Annotated in this window: 21 protein-coding genes and 2 tRNA genes; 9 read left to right on the forward strand and 14 right to left on the reverse strand. The window is 71.1% G+C overall.

Annotated elements, in window-relative coordinates:
* The first annotated feature begins 282 nt into the window (after positions 1-282).
* The 5 genes from L6E12_RS08485 to L6E12_RS08505 are packed head-to-tail and all read left to right on the forward strand — an operon-like array spanning position 283 to position 6,101.
* Positions 283-1,512 (forward strand): MFS transporter, encoded by a 1,230-nt coding sequence (locus tag L6E12_RS08485; protein ID WP_236227331.1) that lies wholly within the window; start codon positions 283-285, stop codon positions 1,510-1,512.
* Positions 1,490-2,887, forward strand: a complete 1,398-nt coding sequence (locus tag L6E12_RS08490) for a glycosyltransferase (RefSeq protein ID WP_236227332.1) — start codon at positions 1,490-1,492, stop codon at positions 2,885-2,887. Before L6E12_RS08485 ends, L6E12_RS08490 begins: the two co-directional genes overlap by 23 nt.
* The gene (locus tag L6E12_RS08495) at positions 2,884-3,627 is read left to right on the forward strand and encodes a PIG-L deacetylase family protein (RefSeq protein WP_236227333.1); all 744 of its coding nucleotides are present in this window, start codon (positions 2,884-2,886) and stop codon (positions 3,625-3,627) included. Before L6E12_RS08490 ends, L6E12_RS08495 begins: the two co-directional genes overlap by 4 nt.
* Positions 3,628-3,630: 3 nt before the next feature.
* Complete coding sequence (gene glmS, locus L6E12_RS08500) at positions 3,631-5,424, forward strand: glutamine--fructose-6-phosphate transaminase (isomerizing) (RefSeq protein WP_236227334.1); 1,794 nt, start codon at positions 3,631-3,633, stop codon at positions 5,422-5,424.
* On the forward strand, positions 5,421-6,101 hold the full coding sequence (locus L6E12_RS08505; protein ID WP_236227335.1) for an HAD family phosphatase: 681 nt from the start codon (positions 5,421-5,423) through the stop codon (positions 6,099-6,101). The genes glmS and L6E12_RS08505 overlap by 4 nt, the downstream gene beginning before the upstream one ends.
* Before the next feature lie 2 nt (positions 6,102-6,103).
* Here L6E12_RS08505 and L6E12_RS08510 read toward each other — a convergent pair whose 3' ends face one another.
* Positions 6,104-6,469: a VOC family protein gene (locus L6E12_RS08510; RefSeq protein ID WP_236227336.1), complete on the reverse strand. Its 366-nt coding sequence runs from the start codon at positions 6,467-6,469 to the stop codon at positions 6,104-6,106.
* An 83-nt stretch (positions 6,470-6,552) separates the two neighbouring features.
* On the opposite strand from L6E12_RS08510, the gene L6E12_RS08515 reads away from it, so the two are divergent.
* A complete protein-coding gene (locus tag L6E12_RS08515) occupies positions 6,553-6,996 on the forward strand; it encodes a MarR family winged helix-turn-helix transcriptional regulator (RefSeq protein WP_236227337.1) in 444 nt (147 codons plus the stop codon).
* Positions 6,997-7,054: 58 nt separating this feature from the next.
* Here L6E12_RS08515 and L6E12_RS08520 read toward each other — a convergent pair whose 3' ends face one another.
* Positions 7,055-8,113 (reverse strand): SDR family oxidoreductase, encoded by a 1,059-nt coding sequence (locus L6E12_RS08520; protein ID WP_240012538.1) that lies wholly within the window; start codon positions 8,111-8,113, stop codon positions 7,055-7,057.
* 163 nt (positions 8,114-8,276) lie between these two features.
* Between L6E12_RS08520 and L6E12_RS08525 the strand changes: the two genes are divergently transcribed.
* A complete protein-coding gene (locus L6E12_RS08525; protein ID WP_236227434.1) occupies positions 8,277-8,522 on the forward strand; it encodes a helix-turn-helix domain-containing protein in 246 nt (81 codons plus the stop codon).
* 33 nt (positions 8,523-8,555) lie between these two features.
* Here the strand turns inward: L6E12_RS08525 and L6E12_RS08530 are convergent, their stop codons facing one another.
* From L6E12_RS08530 to L6E12_RS08570, 9 genes are all read right to left on the reverse strand, one after another.
* Complete coding sequence (locus L6E12_RS08530) at positions 8,556-8,951, reverse strand: PASTA domain-containing protein (protein ID WP_236227339.1); 396 nt, start codon at positions 8,949-8,951, stop codon at positions 8,556-8,558.
* A 127-nt stretch (positions 8,952-9,078) separates the two neighbouring features.
* Complete coding sequence (locus tag L6E12_RS08535; protein WP_236227340.1) at positions 9,079-9,234, reverse strand: DUF397 domain-containing protein; 156 nt, start codon at positions 9,232-9,234, stop codon at positions 9,079-9,081.
* 40 nt (positions 9,235-9,274) lie between these two features.
* The gene (locus tag L6E12_RS08540; protein ID WP_236227435.1) at positions 9,275-9,430 is read right to left on the reverse strand and encodes a DUF397 domain-containing protein; all 156 of its coding nucleotides are present in this window, start codon (positions 9,428-9,430) and stop codon (positions 9,275-9,277) included.
* A 38-nt stretch (positions 9,431-9,468) separates the two neighbouring features.
* Positions 9,469-9,624 carry a DUF397 domain-containing protein gene (locus L6E12_RS08545; protein ID WP_236227341.1) on the reverse strand — a complete coding sequence of 52 codons (156 nt, stop codon included), beginning with the start codon at positions 9,622-9,624 and terminating at the stop codon, positions 9,469-9,471.
* Between the two features lie 35 nt (positions 9,625-9,659).
* Entirely contained in the window at positions 9,660-9,815 is a 156-nt protein-coding gene (locus L6E12_RS08550) for a DUF397 domain-containing protein (protein ID WP_236227342.1), read from the reverse strand.
* Between the two features lie 2 nt (positions 9,816-9,817).
* The gene (locus L6E12_RS08555; protein ID WP_236227343.1) at positions 9,818-10,648 is read right to left on the reverse strand and encodes a helix-turn-helix transcriptional regulator; all 831 of its coding nucleotides are present in this window, start codon (positions 10,646-10,648) and stop codon (positions 9,818-9,820) included.
* Positions 10,649-10,906: 258 nt separating this feature from the next.
* On the reverse strand, positions 10,907-11,374 hold the full coding sequence (locus L6E12_RS08560) for a MarR family transcriptional regulator (RefSeq protein WP_308074453.1): 468 nt from the start codon (positions 11,372-11,374) through the stop codon (positions 10,907-10,909).
* Positions 11,375-11,376: 2 nt separating this feature from the next.
* Positions 11,377-11,979 carry an FMN reductase gene (locus L6E12_RS08565; protein ID WP_236227344.1) on the reverse strand — a complete coding sequence of 201 codons (603 nt, stop codon included), beginning with the start codon at positions 11,977-11,979 and terminating at the stop codon, positions 11,377-11,379.
* Complete coding sequence (locus L6E12_RS08570) at positions 11,976-13,124, reverse strand: LLM class flavin-dependent oxidoreductase (protein ID WP_236227345.1); 1,149 nt, start codon at positions 13,122-13,124, stop codon at positions 11,976-11,978. The genes L6E12_RS08565 and L6E12_RS08570 overlap by 4 nt, the downstream gene beginning before the upstream one ends.
* A gap of 303 nt (positions 13,125-13,427) precedes the next feature.
* Between L6E12_RS08570 and L6E12_RS08575 the strand changes: the two genes are divergently transcribed.
* A complete protein-coding gene (locus tag L6E12_RS08575; protein ID WP_236227346.1) occupies positions 13,428-13,910 on the forward strand; it encodes a hypothetical protein in 483 nt (160 codons plus the stop codon).
* 16 nt (positions 13,911-13,926) lie between these two features.
* Entirely contained in the window at positions 13,927-14,136 is a 210-nt protein-coding gene (locus L6E12_RS08580) for a DUF2945 domain-containing protein (protein ID WP_035281533.1), read from the forward strand.
* Positions 14,137-14,144: 8 nt separating this feature from the next.
* Here L6E12_RS08580 and L6E12_RS08585 read toward each other — a convergent pair whose 3' ends face one another.
* The 3 genes from L6E12_RS08585 to L6E12_RS08595 all read right to left on the reverse strand — a co-directional run bounded on the left by L6E12_RS08585 (position 14,145) and on the right by L6E12_RS08595 (position 16,650).
* Positions 14,145-16,478, reverse strand: a complete 2,334-nt coding sequence (locus L6E12_RS08585; RefSeq protein ID WP_236227347.1) for a hypothetical protein — start codon at positions 16,476-16,478, stop codon at positions 14,145-14,147.
* Between the two features lie 24 nt (positions 16,479-16,502).
* A tRNA-Leu gene (locus L6E12_RS08590) sits at positions 16,503-16,574 on the reverse strand.
* A gap of 1 nt (position 16,575) precedes the next feature.
* Positions 16,576-16,650, reverse strand: a tRNA-Asn gene (locus L6E12_RS08595).
* Between the last annotated feature and the right edge of the window lie 22 nt (positions 16,651-16,672).

Below are 16,672 nucleotides of genomic sequence, written 5' to 3' on the forward strand. Positions count from 1 at the left end.
CCCGTCGTTCACCCGAGATGTGAAGACCTTTGTGGATGTCCGTTGTGAACGAGGCGTTTGGTTGGAGGTCAGTAGGAGTTCGGGTGTGTTGTCCGCGTTCTGCGGGCCTTCTTTCCGGCGGTGAGTGGGTGATTTCACTTCGCCGGGTCCGTCCTTGCGCGGCGCCGGTGGACGTGTTGTGATGGGAGCAGGAAAAGCGTCCCGGAATGCCGGGGTGCAGCGGTTCCTGTACCGTCCGGGGACCGTCGAACATTCCCGTCAGGGCGGCCGCGAGGCTGACCCATGGTGCGCACCCGACATTCGAACCACCCCGTCGCCGGTCTGTGGCTGGTGTTCTTCCTCAACGGCGCCGTCCTGGCGAGTTGGGCGCCGCGCATCCCCGAGGTGAAATCGGATCTGGGGTTGTCCGACGCCGCGCTCGGCGTGGCCCTGTTCGGTGTGGCCGCCGGTTCCGTTCCCGCGCTGCTGGGCACCGGGTGGCTGTTGCGGTTCACCAGCGCCCGGCTGTTGTGCGTCCTTTCCGGCGCGTTGTTCGCCGGTTTCCTGCCGCTGATCGCGGCGGCCAGGGGCGTGCTGGGCCTGGCCCTGGTGCTCGTGCTGCTCGGTGCCGCCAGCGGGTGCCTGGACGTGGCGATGAACACCGCGGGGATCGAGTTCCAGCAGCGCTCGCCCGACCGGTCGTCGGTGATCTCGCGGCTGCACGGCGGCTACAGCCTCGGTGTCCTCTTCGGAGCCGCCGGGGGTGCGCTCGCCACCGGTTCGGGGGTGGGCGTGTTCGCCCACTTCACCGCGGTGGCCGTGGTCCTGCTCGTGCTCCTGGCCGTCGCCGCGCCCGCGTTGCCGCACACCCCGGTCGACGTGCCCGCTCGGGAGGCGGCGCCCGCCGTGTCGCCGCTGCGGGGGATCGCCGCGATCCCGCTGGCGATCGCCGCGATCGCGGTCAGCGGGCTGCTGGTGGAGGGCATGGTCACCGACTGGTCGGCGCTGCTGGTCGCCAGGGACTTCGCCGGTGGGGTGTCCCTGGGGTCCACCGCGGTCGTGGCGTTCAGCGTGGCCATGTTCGTGTCCAGGTCGGTCGGGGACGCGCTGGTGGTGCGGTTCGGGCGGCGGGCCGTGCTGGGCTGGTCGGCGGGCACGATCGCGGTCGTCCTGGTGGTGGGGCTCGTGCAGCCGAGCGCGGTGGGGGCCTTCGCCGCCGTGGCCGTCGTCGGCCTCGCCCTGGGGCCGGTGTTCCCGCTGTCGATGACCGCCGCCGCCGACCGGATGCCGCACTCGGTGGCCACCGCCGCCGCGGGCGTCAGCGCCGTCGGCTACCTCGCCTACCTCGCCGGGCCGCCGCTCATCGGCGTGGTCGCCGAGGCCGTGGGCTTGGTGCCCACCGTCGCCGTCATCGGGCTGGCGGCCTCGCTCACCACCGCGGTGGCCGCCAGCCGCCTCGACCGCAACCCGCGCCGCCTCGCGGTCGCACCGACAACCAAGGAGGACGGCGATGACGTCGGCACGCCTGCGTGAAGTGCCGGTCGGCCGGTACCCGCTCAACGGGCTGCGCGGGTGCCTGACCGCCGCGCGCTGGGACCGGCTGGCCGCCGCGGCGACCAGGTGGGCGGCCACCCTGCCCACCGTGTGGCACGTCAACTCCACCGACAACGGCGGCGGGGTCGCCGAGATGCTGCGGCCGGTCCTCGGCTACGGGCACGCCCTGGGCCTCGACCTGCGCTGGCTGGTCATCGAGGCCGACACCGACTTCTTCACCACGACCAAGCGCGTCGACAACGGCATCTCCGGCGTGCCGGGCGACGGGGGACCGCTCGGCCCCGAGCAGGCCGAGGGGTTCCGGCGGGTCAGCCGCGAGGCCGCCGCCGACCTGGGCCGGTACCTGCGACCCGGTGACGTGGTGGTCCTGCACGACCCGCAGACGGCGGGCCTGTGCGAGCACGTCGCCGACCGCGGCGCCATCCCGGTGTGGCGGGCGCACAACGGCGCCGACCGGCCGAACGCGCACACCGCCCGGTCCAGCGCGTTCCTCACCCCGTTCCTGCGGCGGGCGCGGGGCCTGATCACGACCCGCCCGCACTTCCGCGACGTGGTGCTCGACTCCAGGATGGGGGTGCCCAGCGCGTCGATCACCCCGTTCATCGACCCCATGTCCGCCAAGAACACCGACCTGACCGCCGACGCGGCGCGGTCGCTGCTGGTGCGCTCGGGGGTGCTGGCCGCGCCGGGCGCCGGGCACCCCGTCGTGCGGGTCGGCGCGGCGCCGGGGGCCGACGTGCCGATGGTCGCGCAGGTGTCCCGGTGGGACTCGGTCAAGGACATGATCGGGGTGATGGACAGCTTCGCCCGGACCGTCGCCCCGCGCACGGACGCGCACCTGAGCCTCATCGGCCCCCAGGTCGACGGCGTGGCCGACGACCCGGAGGCGGCGGAGTACTTCCGGCTGTGCGCGGCGCACTGGGAGCGGCTGCCGCGGGCCGTGCGGTCGCGGGTCCAGCTTTGCTGCCTGCCCACGGCGGACCCGGTGGAGAACGCCCGCGTGGTCAACGCCGTGCAGCGGCACGCCGCCGTCATCACCCAGAAGAGCCGGTCGGAGGGGTTCGGGCTGACCGTGGCCGAGGCGATGTGGAAGGGCACCCCGGTCGTGGCGACCCGGGTCGGCGGCATCACCGCCCAGATCCCGGACGCGCGGCACGGGCGGGCGGTCGCCCTGCCCGACCCGGACGACCTGTTCGGCCGCGCCATCACCGAACTGCTCGCCGACCCCGCCACCGGCGCCGCGGTCGGCCACGCCGCCCGGGAGCGGATCAGGGACCGCTTCCTGCCGGACTCGCACCTGCACGACGAGCTGAGCTTCCTCGGCAGCCTGGTCGGGTCCGAGGTCGCGGCGTGAACGTCCTGGCGGTCGGCGCCCACCCCGACGACGTGGAGATCCTGTGCGCGGGCACGCTCATCCGCTACCGGCGGGCGGGCCACTCGGTCGGGATCTGCGTGCTGACCAATGGCGACCTCGGCGCCCCGGACGGCGACAAGGCCACCATCGCGGCCGTCCGGGAGCGGGAGGCGCGGCGCTCCGCCGAGGTCATCGGCGCCCGGTTGTTCCTCCTGGGCGAACCGGACGGGTTCCTGTTCGACAGCCCGGGCACGCGGATCGCCTTCGCCGAGGTGCTGCGGGAGTTCCGGCCGGACGTCCTGTTCGCGCCCGACCCGAACGACTACCACCCCGACCACCGGGCGGCGTCGGCCATCGCGCTCAACAGCCTGGTGCTGGCGGCGTCACCGTTGCAGCGGACGGGGTCGCCCGCCATCGACGCGCTCCCGGCCGTCTACCACATGGACACGCTGGCGCTCGTCGGCGCGGCGCCGCAGCGCTGGGTCGACATCTCCGACGCGCTGGAGACCAAGCTCGACATGCTCGGCGCGCACCGCAGCCAGAACGACTGGCTGCGCTGCACCGACGGCGTGGACTACCTCGACTACGCCACCAAGCAGGCGCGGCTGCGGGGGTTGCAGTGCGGCACGGCCGCCGCGGAAGCCTTCCGCGCCCCCGAGTTCTTCCCGATCCACCGCGCCGGTTCGACACTGCCCGGGCTCGACCAGGAGCCCGGACTCGACGACCAGGGGGACGACTGAGACATGTGCGGAATAGCAGGGATCACGGGAACCGACGACGCCGGGCGGGCGCTGATCGACGCCCTCGAACGCCTGGAGTACCGCGGGTACGACTCGGCGGGGATCGCCACCCACGCCCCGGACGGCATCGAGGTCCGCAAATCCGTGGGCTCGGTGGCCGCGCTGGCGGCACTGGGCTCCCCCGGGGGCGACCGCCGCTCGGGCATCGCGCACACCCGGTGGGCCACCCACGGCGCACCCTCCACCCGCAACGCCCACCCGCACCTGAGCCACGACGGGACCACCGCCCTCGTCCACAACGGAACGGTCCGCAACGTCGCGCGGCTGCGCGGTGAACTCACCGACCGCGGCATCACCACCACCTCCGACACCGACAGCGAAGTCCTGGTCCACCTCATCGCCTGGCACCGCGCCCAGGGGGTCGACGCGCTGGAGGCGGTCCGGCTGACCCTCGCCCGCGTCGACGGCGACTACGCGGTGCTGGTGATCACCGCCGACCGCCCCGGCACGCTGATCGCGGCGGCCTCCGGCAGCCCGCTGCTGATCGGCACCGACGGCCGGGCGGTCCACGTCGCCTCCGACCGGGCGGCGCTGAGCAGCGGGTGCACGCACTGCTCCCCGGTCCTCGACGGCGAGGTCGTGGCCGTCACCGCCGCCGTCCCGGCGGGCCGGACCTGGGAGGTGCTGACCCCGGGCACCACCTGGACGGACAAGGGGTCGTACCCGAACTTCCTGCTCAAGGAGATCAACGAGCAGCCGCAGACCAGCCGGGCCGCCATCGGGGCGCTGTTCTCCCCGGTGGCGGAGGGTTCGGCGGCGGACTGGGGCAGCACCCTGGACCGGTCGGCGATCAAGCGGGTGTGCTTCCTCGGCTGCGGGTCGTCGTACTACGCGGGCCAGGTCGCCGCCTCGTTCGTGGAGAACCTGGCCCGCATCCCCGCGACCGCCGAACCGGCCGCGGAGTTCACCCAGCGCGACCCGGTCGTCGAACCGGACTGCCTGTACGTGCTCATCAGCCAGTCCGGGGAAACGCTGGACACCCTGCACGCCCACCGGTACCTGCGTCGGCACCCGGTGCAGACGCTGTCGATCGTGAACGTGCGCGGGTCGAGCCTGGACCGGGAGAGCGACGCCTCGATCCCGCTGTGCGCGGGCGCGGAGGTGTCGGTGGCCTCCACCAAGGTGGTCACCAACATGCAGATCGCCGGGCTGGCCCTGGCGTCGTGGCTCGCCCGCGCCGACTACGGCTCGAAGTCGGCGGCCCTGCTGGAACTGGACCTGGCGCTGCCCATCCTGCCGACGATCCTGGCCGACCTGCTGGCGGGCCAGGACGCCGAGATCCGCGCGCTCGCCGAGTCCGTGCACGCCTTCCGGAGCATGTACTACCTCGGCCGCGGCCCGTCGTGGCCGGTGGCCCGCGAGGGCGCGCAGAAGATCAAGGAGATCTCCTACATCCACGCCGAGGCATACCAAGCCTCCGAACTCAAGCACGGCCCGCTGGCGCTGGTCGACCCCGACCACGTCTCCGTGGTGGTGGCCGCCAACGACGCGGGCGGGCAGCAGAGCGCCACCCTCATCGGCCAGATCCAGGCCAGGGGCGGGGCGGTGGTGGTGTTCTCCCAGCACCAGGACTACGAGTTCGACGCCCCCACCGTCCGGCTGCCCGCCGTGCACCCCCTGCTCGACCACATCGTGATGGGCGTGGCCCTCCAGGTCTTCGCCTACCACACCGCGACCATCCTCGACCGCGACGTCGACCGCCCCCGAAACCTGGCGAAGAGCGTGACAGTGGAATGAACGGCGACCTGCGAACCCCTGACCTGGCCACCACCATCCGCCTCGACATCGGCGCGCTCACGCTGGAATGTCGAGCCGTCTGCTTCGACCTCGACGGCGTCCTCGCCGACTCCCACGACCACATCACCCGCGCCATCACCCGCTGGGCGCGGGACCGCCAAGTCGACCTGCGCGACCTGGCGGAAGCATCCCGCTCCCTGACCGACGTGGAGTTCGTCCGCATCGCCGCCCCGCACCTCGACGCCGAGGCCGAGGCCCGCGAAATCCAGCGCATCGAGTACGAGCTGGCCGCCGAGACCCCACCGATGCCCGGGGCGCTGGAGCTGTACCGCAGCATCCCCCGGCACGCGACGGCTGTGGTCACGTCCGGAGGGCGCGCGGTCGTGACCCGCCGCCTGCACTCGTTGGGAGTCGGGGACCCGAACATCCTGGTGAGCGCGGACGACGTCACGGCGGGCAAACCGGACCCGGAGCCCTACCGCACCGCCCTGCGCCACCTCGGCGCCCACCCCACTGACGCGGTCGCCGTGGAGGACACGGTCGTCGGCGCCCGATCGGCCAAGGCGGCGGGGATGCGGGTGATCGGGGTGGGGGAGCACCTGACCGGTGACTGGCTCAGCACGCTGTTCGAGACGTGCGTGCCCAGTTTGAACCACATCGGCACTCGACTGGCTTGAGTTCAGCCGCCGTGCGCGGTGATGGCGTAACCCTCGGGACCGGTGAAGGTGAACATCCGGCCGAACGGGCTGTCCGAGGGTTCGGCGACGATGCCGATCCCTGCGGCGGCGAGCCGGTCGTGCAACTGCTGGGCGTCGCTGGTGCCGAACCACAGGGCGACCCCGAGGCCGGGGCGGTCAACGGTGTCGAGGTCCACCCCGGGGAGGGGTGTGCGCACGGCGAACGGAACCGGCTCGGTGGCGAACACCACCGCTCCCGGCGGTGACGCCGGAGCCCGGTGCAGGCCGAGGTGCTCCTCGAAGAAGCGGGCCGCCGCCTCCACGTCGCGCACCTGCAGGGCGATGAAATCGGGTCCGGTGACGGTCATGAGTTCTCCTCGGTGATTGGCATGTCAGGACTTTGACATGGCGAACGGTAGACCCGGCCGTCCCGCTATGTCAAACTCCTGACATGCCGGATCTACCGCCCGCCCCTGACGTCACCGAGCGCCTGGGTTACCGCCTCAAACAGGCCGCCGCCGCGTTGCGGGGTGCCATGGACCGGGGGTTGCGCGCGCACGGCCTCACCGTGCCGCAGTACGCCTGCCTGGAACTGCTCGACCAGCAACCCGGGCTGTCCAACGCCGAACTGGCCCGGGGCACCTTCGTCACCCGGCAGTCCATGAACGTGGTGCTGCGCGGCCTGCAAGAAGGCGGCCTCATCACTCGGCCCGCCACCACCGAGCACGGCCGCGCGCTGCCCGCGCACCTGACCGAGGAAGGGCGCCGACGCCTCGCGGCTGCCCGGGGTGTTGTCTACGCCATCGACCAGCGCTTGGCGGATGCCGTTCCGGCGGAACGCCTCCCCGGCCTGCTCGCCGACCTCGATCGCCTGTCGGCCGCGTTCGAGGGGTGAACTCTCCATCCACGCCGAGATGGCAACCGCGTGTCGGGCGCCGTGTCGTGCTCGGTGCTCATCGCGGTGGGATGATCTTGCGTGCCCGCATCTCGTCGAAGATGCGCGGGAACATCTCGGCCGTGTCGACGTGGTGGTGGAAGCCGTGGCGGCGGGCCTTGGACCCGTCGGCGATGAAGTCGTAGTCCCAGGAGAAGACGGCGTCGCCGAACGCCCAGGACGACACGTTCCGGTACGGCGTGGGCGCCAGGTCGTGCTCGGCGATGACCTCCCGCCACACCTGCTCCTTGTCGGCCATGACGGTGGCGAGGTCGATCGGCAGACCGGGCGCAACCGGGAGGTCGAAGTAGTCGGCGATCCGGGGCCACATCTCCTCCCAGCGGAACAGGTCGCCGTTGTTGATGTTGTACGCCTGGTTGGCGGCGGCCGGGTCGGTGGCCGCCCACACCATCGCTTCCGCGAGCAGCCCGGCGTCGGTCATCTCGATCAGCGAGTGGTAAGCGCCCGGCTTGCCGGGAAAGCGCAGCGGAACGCCGAGGTGCGCGGAGATGGTGGCGTAGACGGCGATGACCATCGCCAGGTTCATCGGGATGCCGAGCGCGAAGCCGCACACCACCGACGGCCGCAGCGCCGACCAGGTCCAGCCCTTGTCCTGCTGGACCCGCTCGACGAACGCCTGCTGCTCGACGTTGAACTCGGGCGGCATGTGCGGCGGGTCGTCCTCGCGGGCCGGGGTCTTGAACGGCCCCAGGTGCGCGCCGTAGACCTTGTAGCCCTGCACCAACTGCACGTGCCGCAACCCGGCGGCCACCGGCTCGATCGCCTCCAGCGCGTTGACCAGCATCCGCTGGTTCGGCTCGACCAGCCCCGCGAACGTCGGAGCGTCCTGGTAGGCGGCGTAGAACACGTGGGTCACGTCGGTCAGGCCCGCGAGCTTCGCCCGCGTGTCGTCGGCGTCGAGCAGGTCGACGCTGATGTGCCGCACCCGCTCCGACCGCTCACCCCCACGCCGGGACAGCCCGACCACCCGCCAGCCGCCCAGCCCCTCCAGGTGGCGGACGAGGTTCCCCCCGATCACCCCACGGGCTCCCACGACCAACGCCACGTTGTCCGACAAGACCAGCCTCCGATCGTCATATCGGAATTTTCCGATGCGTCAAGCTAGCACGCTCCATCGAAGAATGGCGATACCTCGGTACAGTGGGGTTGTGAGCAACGCTGAGCTGGACGACCTGCTGGAGGTGTGCAAGGCGCTGGCCAACCCCACGCGCTTGCAGATCATGGGCTGGCTGCGCGACCCGGCCGACCACTTCGCGCCGCAAGCCGACCCGGTGGAGGAGGTCGGGGTGTGCGTGAAGCAGATCCAGGAGAAGGCCGGGGTCTCCCAGTCCACCGCATCGCAGTTCATGTCCGTGCTCCAGCGCGCCGGACTGGTCGAGAGCACCCGGATCGGGCAGTGGACCTACTACCGCCGCAACCGAGAACGCATCGCCGCGCTGCCCGGACTCCTCAGCGCCAGCCTGTGAGCGACGCCGGGGCTTGCCTGCCGGGTGGCAGGATCACTCGCCGGTCTTCTTCGCGCTGAGGGTGATCTCTTGGGTGCAGTGGACGACCTGGCCCGCCGGGACGCTCTGGGCGGTGGTGGTCCAGTTGCGGTCGACCACCAAGAGGCGGCCCTGCCCGGTGGCGTCCTCCTCCAGCAGCACGTAGAGCCCGGCGGCCTGCATGGTGTCCTGGGCGGTCTGGTGGACCATGCCCACGACGTTGGGCACCGTGCAGGTCTTCTCGGCCGGGCTCGGCGGTTCGGGCGCGGCTGTCGTTGTGGAGGCGGGGGCTGCCGGGGGTGGGGGAGTGGCGGGTGTGGTGGTGCTGGGTGCCTGGTCGGTTGCCTGCGGGGGTGCGCAGGCGGTCAGCAGGGCGGGGATGGTGAGCAGGGCGGCAAGGCGGGTTCGCACGGGGTTCCTCCAAGGGATCTTGATCCCGTACTTCGTCCGTCAGGCGGACGGTGTTACTCCGCTTGGCTCTGCGCCCGCACGGTGTGGGGGTGGGTCACCGTGGTGCGTGGTGACCCACCCCTGCGGGTCAGCGGGCGAGCTGGGTGATCAGCTCGCGGACGGCGGTCCGGGTCACGGGCAGGGTGACGCCGGGTCGCTTGCTGTCCCGGACGGCTGCGAGGTCCTGCCGCAGTTCGACACACTCGCCATTGCTGCCTGAGCGGGATGACCTGCGCCACTCCATGGTCACAACCTTTCTCGTGGTTGCTTGCTCGGCTGCGGGGTTAGCGGCGGATCTGGGTGATCAGCGCGCGGGCCGCAGTTTGAGACACGGCCAAGGCGATACCGGGTTGCTTGCTGTCTCGCACGGCTGTGAAGTCCTGCCGCAGTTCGACACAGTTACCTGTGCTGCCGGAACGAGACGACCTGTGCCAGTACATGGTCACAACCCTTTCCGTGGTTGGCTGCCAGGTGGAGGTCAGCGAGAGAGCCGGATGATCAGCTCACGGATGGCGGTCCGGGTCACGGGCAGGGTGACGCCGGGTCGCTTGCTGTCTCGGACGGCTGTGAGGTCTTGCCGCAGTTCGACACACTCACCGGTGCTGCCGGAACGGGATGACTTGCGCCACTCCATGATCACAACCTCTCGGGGTTGCACGGCTGGATTGGTCAGCGGCTGAGTCGGGTGATCAGCTCGCGGACGGCGGTCCGGGGGATCGGCAGGGCGACGCTGGGTCGCTTGCTGTCTCGGACGGCTGCGAGGTCTTGCCGCAGCTCGACACAGTCACCGTTGCTGCCGGAACGGGACGACTTGCGCCACTCCATGATCACAACCTTTCTCGTAGTCGCTCGATCATACTGCGGCTTTCCGCAGTTGAAAGGGCCAAACGATCGAGCACCGAGCGCATGTTCTCATAGGCGTGCACCTCAGTGTCGTGCAGATAGACGCTGCTTTCGTACAGCTCGGCATAGAGCACCGGAGGTGCTTCGGGGAAGTGCAGTAGCAGCCAGGAATGCAGTAGTGCGCGGTGTGGCAGGCGGCCCCGCACGATGCGGACGCTGTGGCCTCGGGTAGATGCCTGTGCCAGGTGGTCCAGTTGCTCTCGGAGCGCATCGATGCCACCGAATGGCTGGTGGAAGGCGCTCTCGTGAAGGAAGGCCACGTAGTCGACCTTGGGCAGTACCTGCTGTCGCCGCAGGCGGGCGAGCCAGCGGAGTTCGACGTCCTGCGGCCCATAGCCATCGCTCACCATGATGCCGATGGCATATTTTTCGGTTTGCAGAAGTCCAGGGACCACGTTGAGCGACCAGTTCGTGATCGCTTTGGCCGAGGCTTCGTAGCTGGCGAGGGTTCCCACGTCGGGCAGTACGCCGGGTAGTGGGCGGGACCACCAACCGGCCTGGACTCCTGAGCGGGCGCTTTCGATCAGTTCCTCGCGTTGGGCTGCCGGGACGCCGTAGGTGGTCAGGATGACCGCGACGTCCTCGCTGGTGATGTGGCGCTTGCCGTTCTCGGTGCGGCTCAGGGTTGCCGCCGACCAGCCGATGGCCTGGGCGGCGGCTTCCAGGTTCAACGCCGTCTGCTGGACCCGGACCGCTTTGAGCTGGGCGCCTATGGTTCTGTCCCGCGCCTGCGGGTTCTTCCTCTGACCGGACACGGCTTCCTTTCCACCCCTGCAAGGACACGTGTGCGCCGAAGCGGGGAATCTACAGTGTGGGTCGCATCCGGCGGGGCGGCTCATCATCAGGTGTTCGGCACCGAACCGCTGTTGCACCATACGCAACGCGTCCACAGTAGGAGAAACCACTGTGCCACAACGAATCGACAGCCTGTCCGGCTCGTCAATTCACTCGTTCGGAGGGTTGGAACAACTGAAATCCACTGTGGACTGGAAACTTGTCGATCACCGGTGAGGTCAGGGCTCGGGGGGTGGGTCCAAGCGGGACAGGACCTCGGTGGTGATCGCTTCCAGGGCTGCGACCTGCTCGGGGGACAGGCCCGCGAAGACCACTCGGCGGACGGTCGCCGCGTGGGCGGGGGCCGCCTTCTCGATGGCCTCGCGGCCCGCGTCCGTCAGGACCGCGTACGCGCCCCGGCGGTCGGTGGTGCACTCCTCGCGCACCACCAGGCCCCGGCGCTGCATGCGGGCCAGGTGGTGCGACAGCCTGCTCTGCTCCCACTGCAAGTACTCGGCGACCTCGAACACCCGCAGGCGTCCGCCAGGGGTTTCCGATAGTTGAACCAGCACGTCGTAGTCGGCCACGGACAGCGACGAGGTCTGTTGCAGGTCGCGGTTGAGGCGGTTGCCCAACCTCGCCGTCATCTGCAACAGACCTCGCCACGCCCGTTGTTCGTCGTCGGTCAGCCACTCGGGTTCCGGCACGGTCAGGCTCCGTGCAGGAGGGTTTCGAACGGGGTCGGGTCGGCGAACGGGTCGACCCGGGCCGCCGGGGGGCGGGCGGCAATCAGGTCTGCCAGTTCGGTTCCGGCCCGCCGCACGCGGTCGGCCAGGGCCTCGTCGCCGCCCCAGTCCTCCGAGGCGGCGAACACCGCCGTGGGGGCGACCACCGCTCGCAGGTAGGCGAACAGGGGGCGCATCGCGTGCTCCAGGACCAGGGAGTGCCGGGCGGTTCCCGCTGTGGCGCCGAGCAGGGTGGGCTTGGCGGTCAGCGCGTCCTTGTCCAGCACGTCGAAGAAGGTCTTGAAGAGTCCACTGTAGGAGGCAGCGAAGACCGGTGTGACGGCGATCAGGGCGTCGGCGCCGGTCACCGTGTCCACCGAGTGGCGCAGGGCCTCGTTGGGGAAGCCGGTGACCAGGTTGTCGGCGAGGTCGCGGGCGTGCTCGCGCAGTTCCACGACCTCCACCGACACCTCCACCCCGCGTTCGCGCAGGGCCTCCACGGTGGCGGTGGTCAGGCGGTCGGCCAGCAGGCGGGTCGAGGACGGGACCGACAGGCCCGCGCTGACCACGGCCAGGGTGCGCTTCATCGGACCTGGGCCTCCTCCCGGGCCTGGCCGGTGACGTCGTCACCGGCGCCGTGCACGGTGCTGTCCTTCGCCCCGCCCGCCGCGGCGACGCGGGTGGCGTGCGTGGGGGCGTCGGGGACGTGGGCGGGCTTGAGGGCGGCGAACTCGCGGCGCAGGACCGGGACGACCTCCTCGCCGAGCAGGTCGAGCTGCTCCAGCACCGTCTTCAGCGGCAGGCCCGCGTGGTCGATGAGGAACAACTGGCGCTGGTAGTCGCCGACGTAGTCGCGGAAGCCGAGGGTGCGGTCGATGACCTGCTGCGGGCTGCCCACCGTCAGCGGCGTCTCGCGGCTGAAGTCCTCCAGGGACGGGCCGTGGCCGTAGACCGGGGCGTTGTCGAAGTACGGGCGGAACTCCTTCACCGCGTCCTGGCTGTTCTTGCGCATGAACACCTGACCACCGAGGCCGACGATCGCCTGGTCGGCGGCGCCGTGGCCGTAGTGCTCGAAGCGGCGGCGGTAGAACTCCACCATGCGCTGCGTGTGCTCCTTGGGCCAGAAGATGTGGTTGTGGAAGAACCCGTCGCCGTAGTACGCGGCCTGCTCGGCGATCTCGGGGCTGCGGATGGAGCCGTGCCACACGAACGGCGCGACACCGTCCAGCGGGCGCGGGGTGGAGGTGAAGCCCTGCAACGGGGTGCGGAACTTGCCGCTCCAGTCGACGACGTCCTCGGTCCACAGCCGGTGCAGCAGCGCGTAGTTCTCCACGGCCAGCTCGATGCCGGTGCGGATGTCCTTGCCGAACCACGGGTAGACCGGTCCGGTGTTGCCCCGGCCCATCATCAGGTCCACCCGGCCACCGGCCAGGTGTTGCAGCATCGCGTAGTCCTCGGCGATCTTCACCGGGTCGTTGGTGGTGATCAGCGTGGTCGCCGTCGAGAGCTGCAAGCGGCTGGTCCGCGCGGCGATGTAGCCCAGGGTGGTGGTGGGGGAGGAGGAGAAGAACGGCGGGTTGTGGTGCTCGCCGAGGGCGAAGACGTCGAGGCCGACCTCCTCGGCCTTCTCGGCGATGGCGATGACGGCCTTGATCCGCTCCGCCTCGCTGGGCGCGCGACCGGTCGTCGGGTCGGTCGTGATGTCGCTGACCGTGAAGATGCCGAACTGCATGGGACCCTCCTGCTCACTGCGTGCCCGGCCACCGGGTGACCGCCCTGCCGAAAGTACATGATGTGTCATGTACCCCCTTCAAGGCGCTGACCGGCCCGTTCATTCCCGGGGTGACGCGGGCCATACCGGGGTGGGCGGCGGTGACTTACCCAGCAGCTCGACGGGGGTCGTGTTAGTTGCTCCCAACTGCGGAAACGCGGCCTCAAAAGATCGGATCAGGGCTATCTTGCGTGTCGTCCGACAAGAGGACCTCCCGGGTGTCCTCACCGGCACCACCCCACCCGGATCGCTCAGGAGCCCACCGTGTCAAGCCGCCTGTACCCCCGCCCCGCCACCCACGCGGGGTACATCGTGGGCACCGTCCTCGCCTCGACCCTCGTCCTCCTCGTGCTGTTCTTCGGGTTCGTGGGCGGGTACACCCTCCACAGGGTCGTCCTCGTGGTCCTCTGCACCCTGGCATTCCTGCGGGCCGCCCGCCTCGCGGTCTTCCCGTTCGTCGTCCTCGAACGCGACGGCCTGGTCGTGCGGACGACCTGGCGGACGCTGCGCATCCCGCTCGGCGACATCGCCACCGTCGACCACCGCCCTGCCATGAGCCGCAACGCCGCGGGCGACCGGTTCAACCCGGCCATCACCCGGACCGACGGCACCGAACTGGTCCTGGCCAAGGCGGCGTATCGCCTCGATTCGGCCTACCAGTGGCGCGTGCAGGACTTCTTCGAAGAGGTGGAGCGCCGCAGGCCCGTCCGACCGCACGCGAACCTGGACGCATCAACCCCGCGCTGACGGGTAGCCACCCGGCATGGCGAAGACATTCCACAAGGGTGACCGAGTCCGCTGGGACGCGGGCAACCAGAGTTCCGTCGGCACGGTCGAGGACGTCATCACCAGCGACACCCACGCGGGCGGTCGGGACGTGAAGGCGTCGAAGGACGAGCCGCAGTACCTGGTGCGCAGCGAGAAGTCAGGCCGGACCGCCGTCCACCACCCGGACAAGATCCACCCGGCCTGACTGCCCACTCAGCGCTGATCCGGGATGTACCAGTGGCGGTGCGCGGCCCAGCCGAGGAACCGGCGGCCGGTGCCGGACGGCGTGGTGCCCGCCTCGGTGAACCGACCACCGCCCAGGACGTGCACCAGGCCCTCCAGGGCGGGCGCGAAGCGGTCGCCGATGCCCGCATCGGCGACCTCGCCGTGCAGGGCCGCGACCCGGGCGTGCTGGGTGATGGGATCGCAGAAGCCCAGGAAGAAGATCGCCTGGCGCCACGCGTAGGCGGCGTTCTTCACCTGGATCAGCTCCGCGTGGTGGTGGGCCGGGCGCTGGGCGAGCAGCCGCACGGCGCCGCCGAACGCGCGCGCCGCCAGGTCCGGTGCCTGCTCGCGCAGCCAGTCACCCAGGTCCAGGGCGTGGACCAAGGCGGCCAGGTTGTGCGTGGTGAGGATCTGGCTCTGTTCCAGCAGGGTGCCGTTCCCGGACGGGGAGCTGCTGCGGCCCGCCTCCCGTGCCCGCTGCGCGCACAGGTCGGTGAAGTCCTCGGCGACCTTCTTGCCCCAGCGCAGGGTGAAGCGGCTCCGAGTCGGTTCACTCCACCGGGTGGCGGGCGGCAGGTCGTAGTAGTGCGCGTAGAGGGTGCCCGCCGTGAACTCGCTCGCCACGACCGCCGCCGCGTGCCACTGCGGGGTGAACGTGCCGGTGAAGATGTCCGCGGCAACCTCCTGCACCAGGGGCAGCTTGAGGCCCGCCTGCACCGCCAGCGCCCGCAGCTCGGTGACCAGCGGGTTCGGCGTGATGGCGTGCGGGAACGCGGTCAGGGTGAGCTTGGTGGCCTGCTCCAACGCGCGCCGGGCCGCGGTGTCGGTGCCCGACCCGCGGGTGCGCAGCGCCGCCAGCGCGGACACCCAGGGCAGCTCCTCGAAGCGGACCTGCTGCTCCAGGTTGAGCAGGAGCAGGCCGCGCCTGCGGCGGAACGCGGTGTACAGCCGCTCGTGCAGGCCCGCCGCCACCGGGTCGGCGAAGTTCGCCGCGACCAGGCGGGAGGTCAACTGGGGGAGCACGGTCGCCAGCACGTCGGCCGAGGTGATGACGCCCTGGGCCACCAGTTCCTCCGGCGGTGCCTCCAGTGCGCGGGCGGCCTTGCGCACCAACTGCGGCGGCACGGTCGAACCCGGCGGCACGTCCCCGGTGTCCGCCTCGGACACCTCGGCCGCGATGGGCTCCAACGCCGGGATGCCACCGTCGCCGGGGTAGTGGCGCAGGCGGTGGGTGAGGACGCGGGCGAACGCGGCCGTGGTCGGGGTGCGGGCGGTCTCGGCCTGGTCCGCGCGGACGGCGGCGCGCTCGGCGGAACCGGGGGCGCCGTGGTGGGTGAGCGTGCCCGCCAAGGCGCGGCGGACCCAGCCCAGGTCCCGCGCGGTGAGGGCGGTGAAGTCCGCCGGGCAGGCGATCAGGGCGTGGTGCAGCCGGGTGAAGTTGCTCTTGCGGTGGGCGTGCTTGCCGGTGAACTCGTGCTCGGCGCGGGCCCGCTCGAAGTCGGCGAGCCACCCGGCCCGCTCCGCCGCCCAGTCCGGGGGCAGGCGGGTGCCGGGCCGACCGCCGTGGAGCGCGCCTTCATCGTCGAGGGACGGCAGGTCGCCGTCGACGGTCCGGCACCACAGCGCCACGAGGTGGTCGTAGAGCGGGTTCCACACGCCCAGCGTGCGGTTCATCATGGCCACCTGATCCGGCACCACGACGGCGTCCAGGGAGCGGGTGACGTCGGCGACCGTGGCCAGGCGCACGGCGGTGCCGGACAGCGTGGCCGTGGGCTGGAAGTGGGGGGTGAACCGCAGGCGATCGAGGAAGGGGCGCAGCTCGTCGAGCAGGTCCAGCGCCGCCTCGGTGAAACCCTTGTCCAGCAGCAGGGCCACGACCGCCAGCGCCGCCTCTTCCGGGACGTCGATCCGGTAGTGGCCGGTGCGCAGCGCCGCCAACAGCTCGGCCTGGCCGGCGTCGCCCAGGTACCAGTGGTTCAGGCGGGCGCGGTCGGTGTCGCCGGGGACGTCGGCGGGCAGCGCGGCCACCCGCCGCGACTCCTCTTCGGACAGCGGGGCGTCGGCGAGGTGGCGGCCGGTGGCGAAGCCGCCGGTGACGACCTCCAGGGTGACCCAGGCGGGCGTACCCGCCACCGGGACGCGCGAGCCCACGGTGATCCGGCCCGCCGCCATGCCCGCCAGCACCTGCCCCCAGCGGCGGACCTTCCCCGCAGCCCGAGCCCGGACCGCCGGGTCCTCGGCCTGCGCCGCGCCCAGCAGGGCGCGCTGCAACCGGTCGGTCGCGTACGCGGGCGAGGCGGACTGGCGCGGATCGTCGGACACTGTGGACTCCAGGATGAGAAGGGGACCTGGTGGCGAGGGTCGAACTCGCACCCCCCTGGTCCTGAGCCAGGTGCTCTGCCGTTGAGCTACACCAGGTTGGCCGTGGAGGCGGGATTCGAACCCGCGCCCTCCCGGATAACAGCCGGGTGATCCACCGCTGATCCACTCCACGTGGCGGCACGACCGTAACACCC

The organism is Actinokineospora sp. PR83 (genome assembly GCF_021056305.1).
Lineage (GTDB): Bacteria > Actinomycetota > Actinomycetes > Mycobacteriales > Pseudonocardiaceae > Actinokineospora > Actinokineospora spheciospongiae.

What these genes read in the sequence shown, in the direction of transcription:
- glmS (WP_236227334.1), top strand. Translation starts at nt 3,631, where the DNA reads ATGTGCGGAATAGCAGGGATCACGGGAACCGACGACGCCGGGCGGGCG.
- L6E12_RS08505 (WP_236227335.1), top strand. Translation starts at nt 5,421, where the DNA reads ATGAACGGCGACCTGCGAACCCCTGACCTGGCCACCACCATCCGCCTC.
- L6E12_RS08565 (WP_236227344.1), bottom strand. Translation starts at nt 11,979, where the DNA reads ATGAAGCGCACCCTGGCCGTGGTCAGCGCGGGCCTGTCGGTCCCGTCC.
- L6E12_RS08485 (WP_236227331.1), top strand. Translation starts at nt 283, where the DNA reads ATGGTGCGCACCCGACATTCGAACCACCCCGTCGCCGGTCTGTGGCTG.
- L6E12_RS08580 (WP_035281533.1), top strand. Translation starts at nt 13,927, where the DNA reads ATGGCGAAGACATTCCACAAGGGTGACCGAGTCCGCTGGGACGCGGGC.
- L6E12_RS08535 (WP_236227340.1), bottom strand. Translation starts at nt 9,234, where the DNA reads ATGGAGTGGCGCAGGTCATCCCGCTCAGGCAGCAATGGCGAGTGTGTC.
- L6E12_RS08525 (WP_236227434.1), top strand. Translation starts at nt 8,277, where the DNA reads ATGGGCTGGCTGCGCGACCCGGCCGACCACTTCGCGCCGCAAGCCGAC.
- L6E12_RS08540 (WP_236227435.1), bottom strand. Translation starts at nt 9,430, where the DNA reads ATGTACTGGCACAGGTCGTCTCGTTCCGGCAGCACAGGTAACTGTGTC.
- L6E12_RS08490 (WP_236227332.1), top strand. Translation starts at nt 1,490, where the DNA reads ATGACGTCGGCACGCCTGCGTGAAGTGCCGGTCGGCCGGTACCCGCTC.
- L6E12_RS08570 (WP_236227345.1), bottom strand. Translation starts at nt 13,124, where the DNA reads ATGCAGTTCGGCATCTTCACGGTCAGCGACATCACGACCGACCCGACG.
- L6E12_RS08515 (WP_236227337.1), top strand. Translation starts at nt 6,553, where the DNA reads ATGCCGGATCTACCGCCCGCCCCTGACGTCACCGAGCGCCTGGGTTAC.
- L6E12_RS08510 (WP_236227336.1), bottom strand. Translation starts at nt 6,469, where the DNA reads ATGACCGTCACCGGACCCGATTTCATCGCCCTGCAGGTGCGCGACGTG.
- L6E12_RS08545 (WP_236227341.1), bottom strand. Translation starts at nt 9,624, where the DNA reads ATGGAGTGGCGCAAGTCATCCCGTTCCGGCAGCACCGGTGAGTGTGTC.
- L6E12_RS08550 (WP_236227342.1), bottom strand. Translation starts at nt 9,815, where the DNA reads ATGGAGTGGCGCAAGTCGTCCCGTTCCGGCAGCAACGGTGACTGTGTC.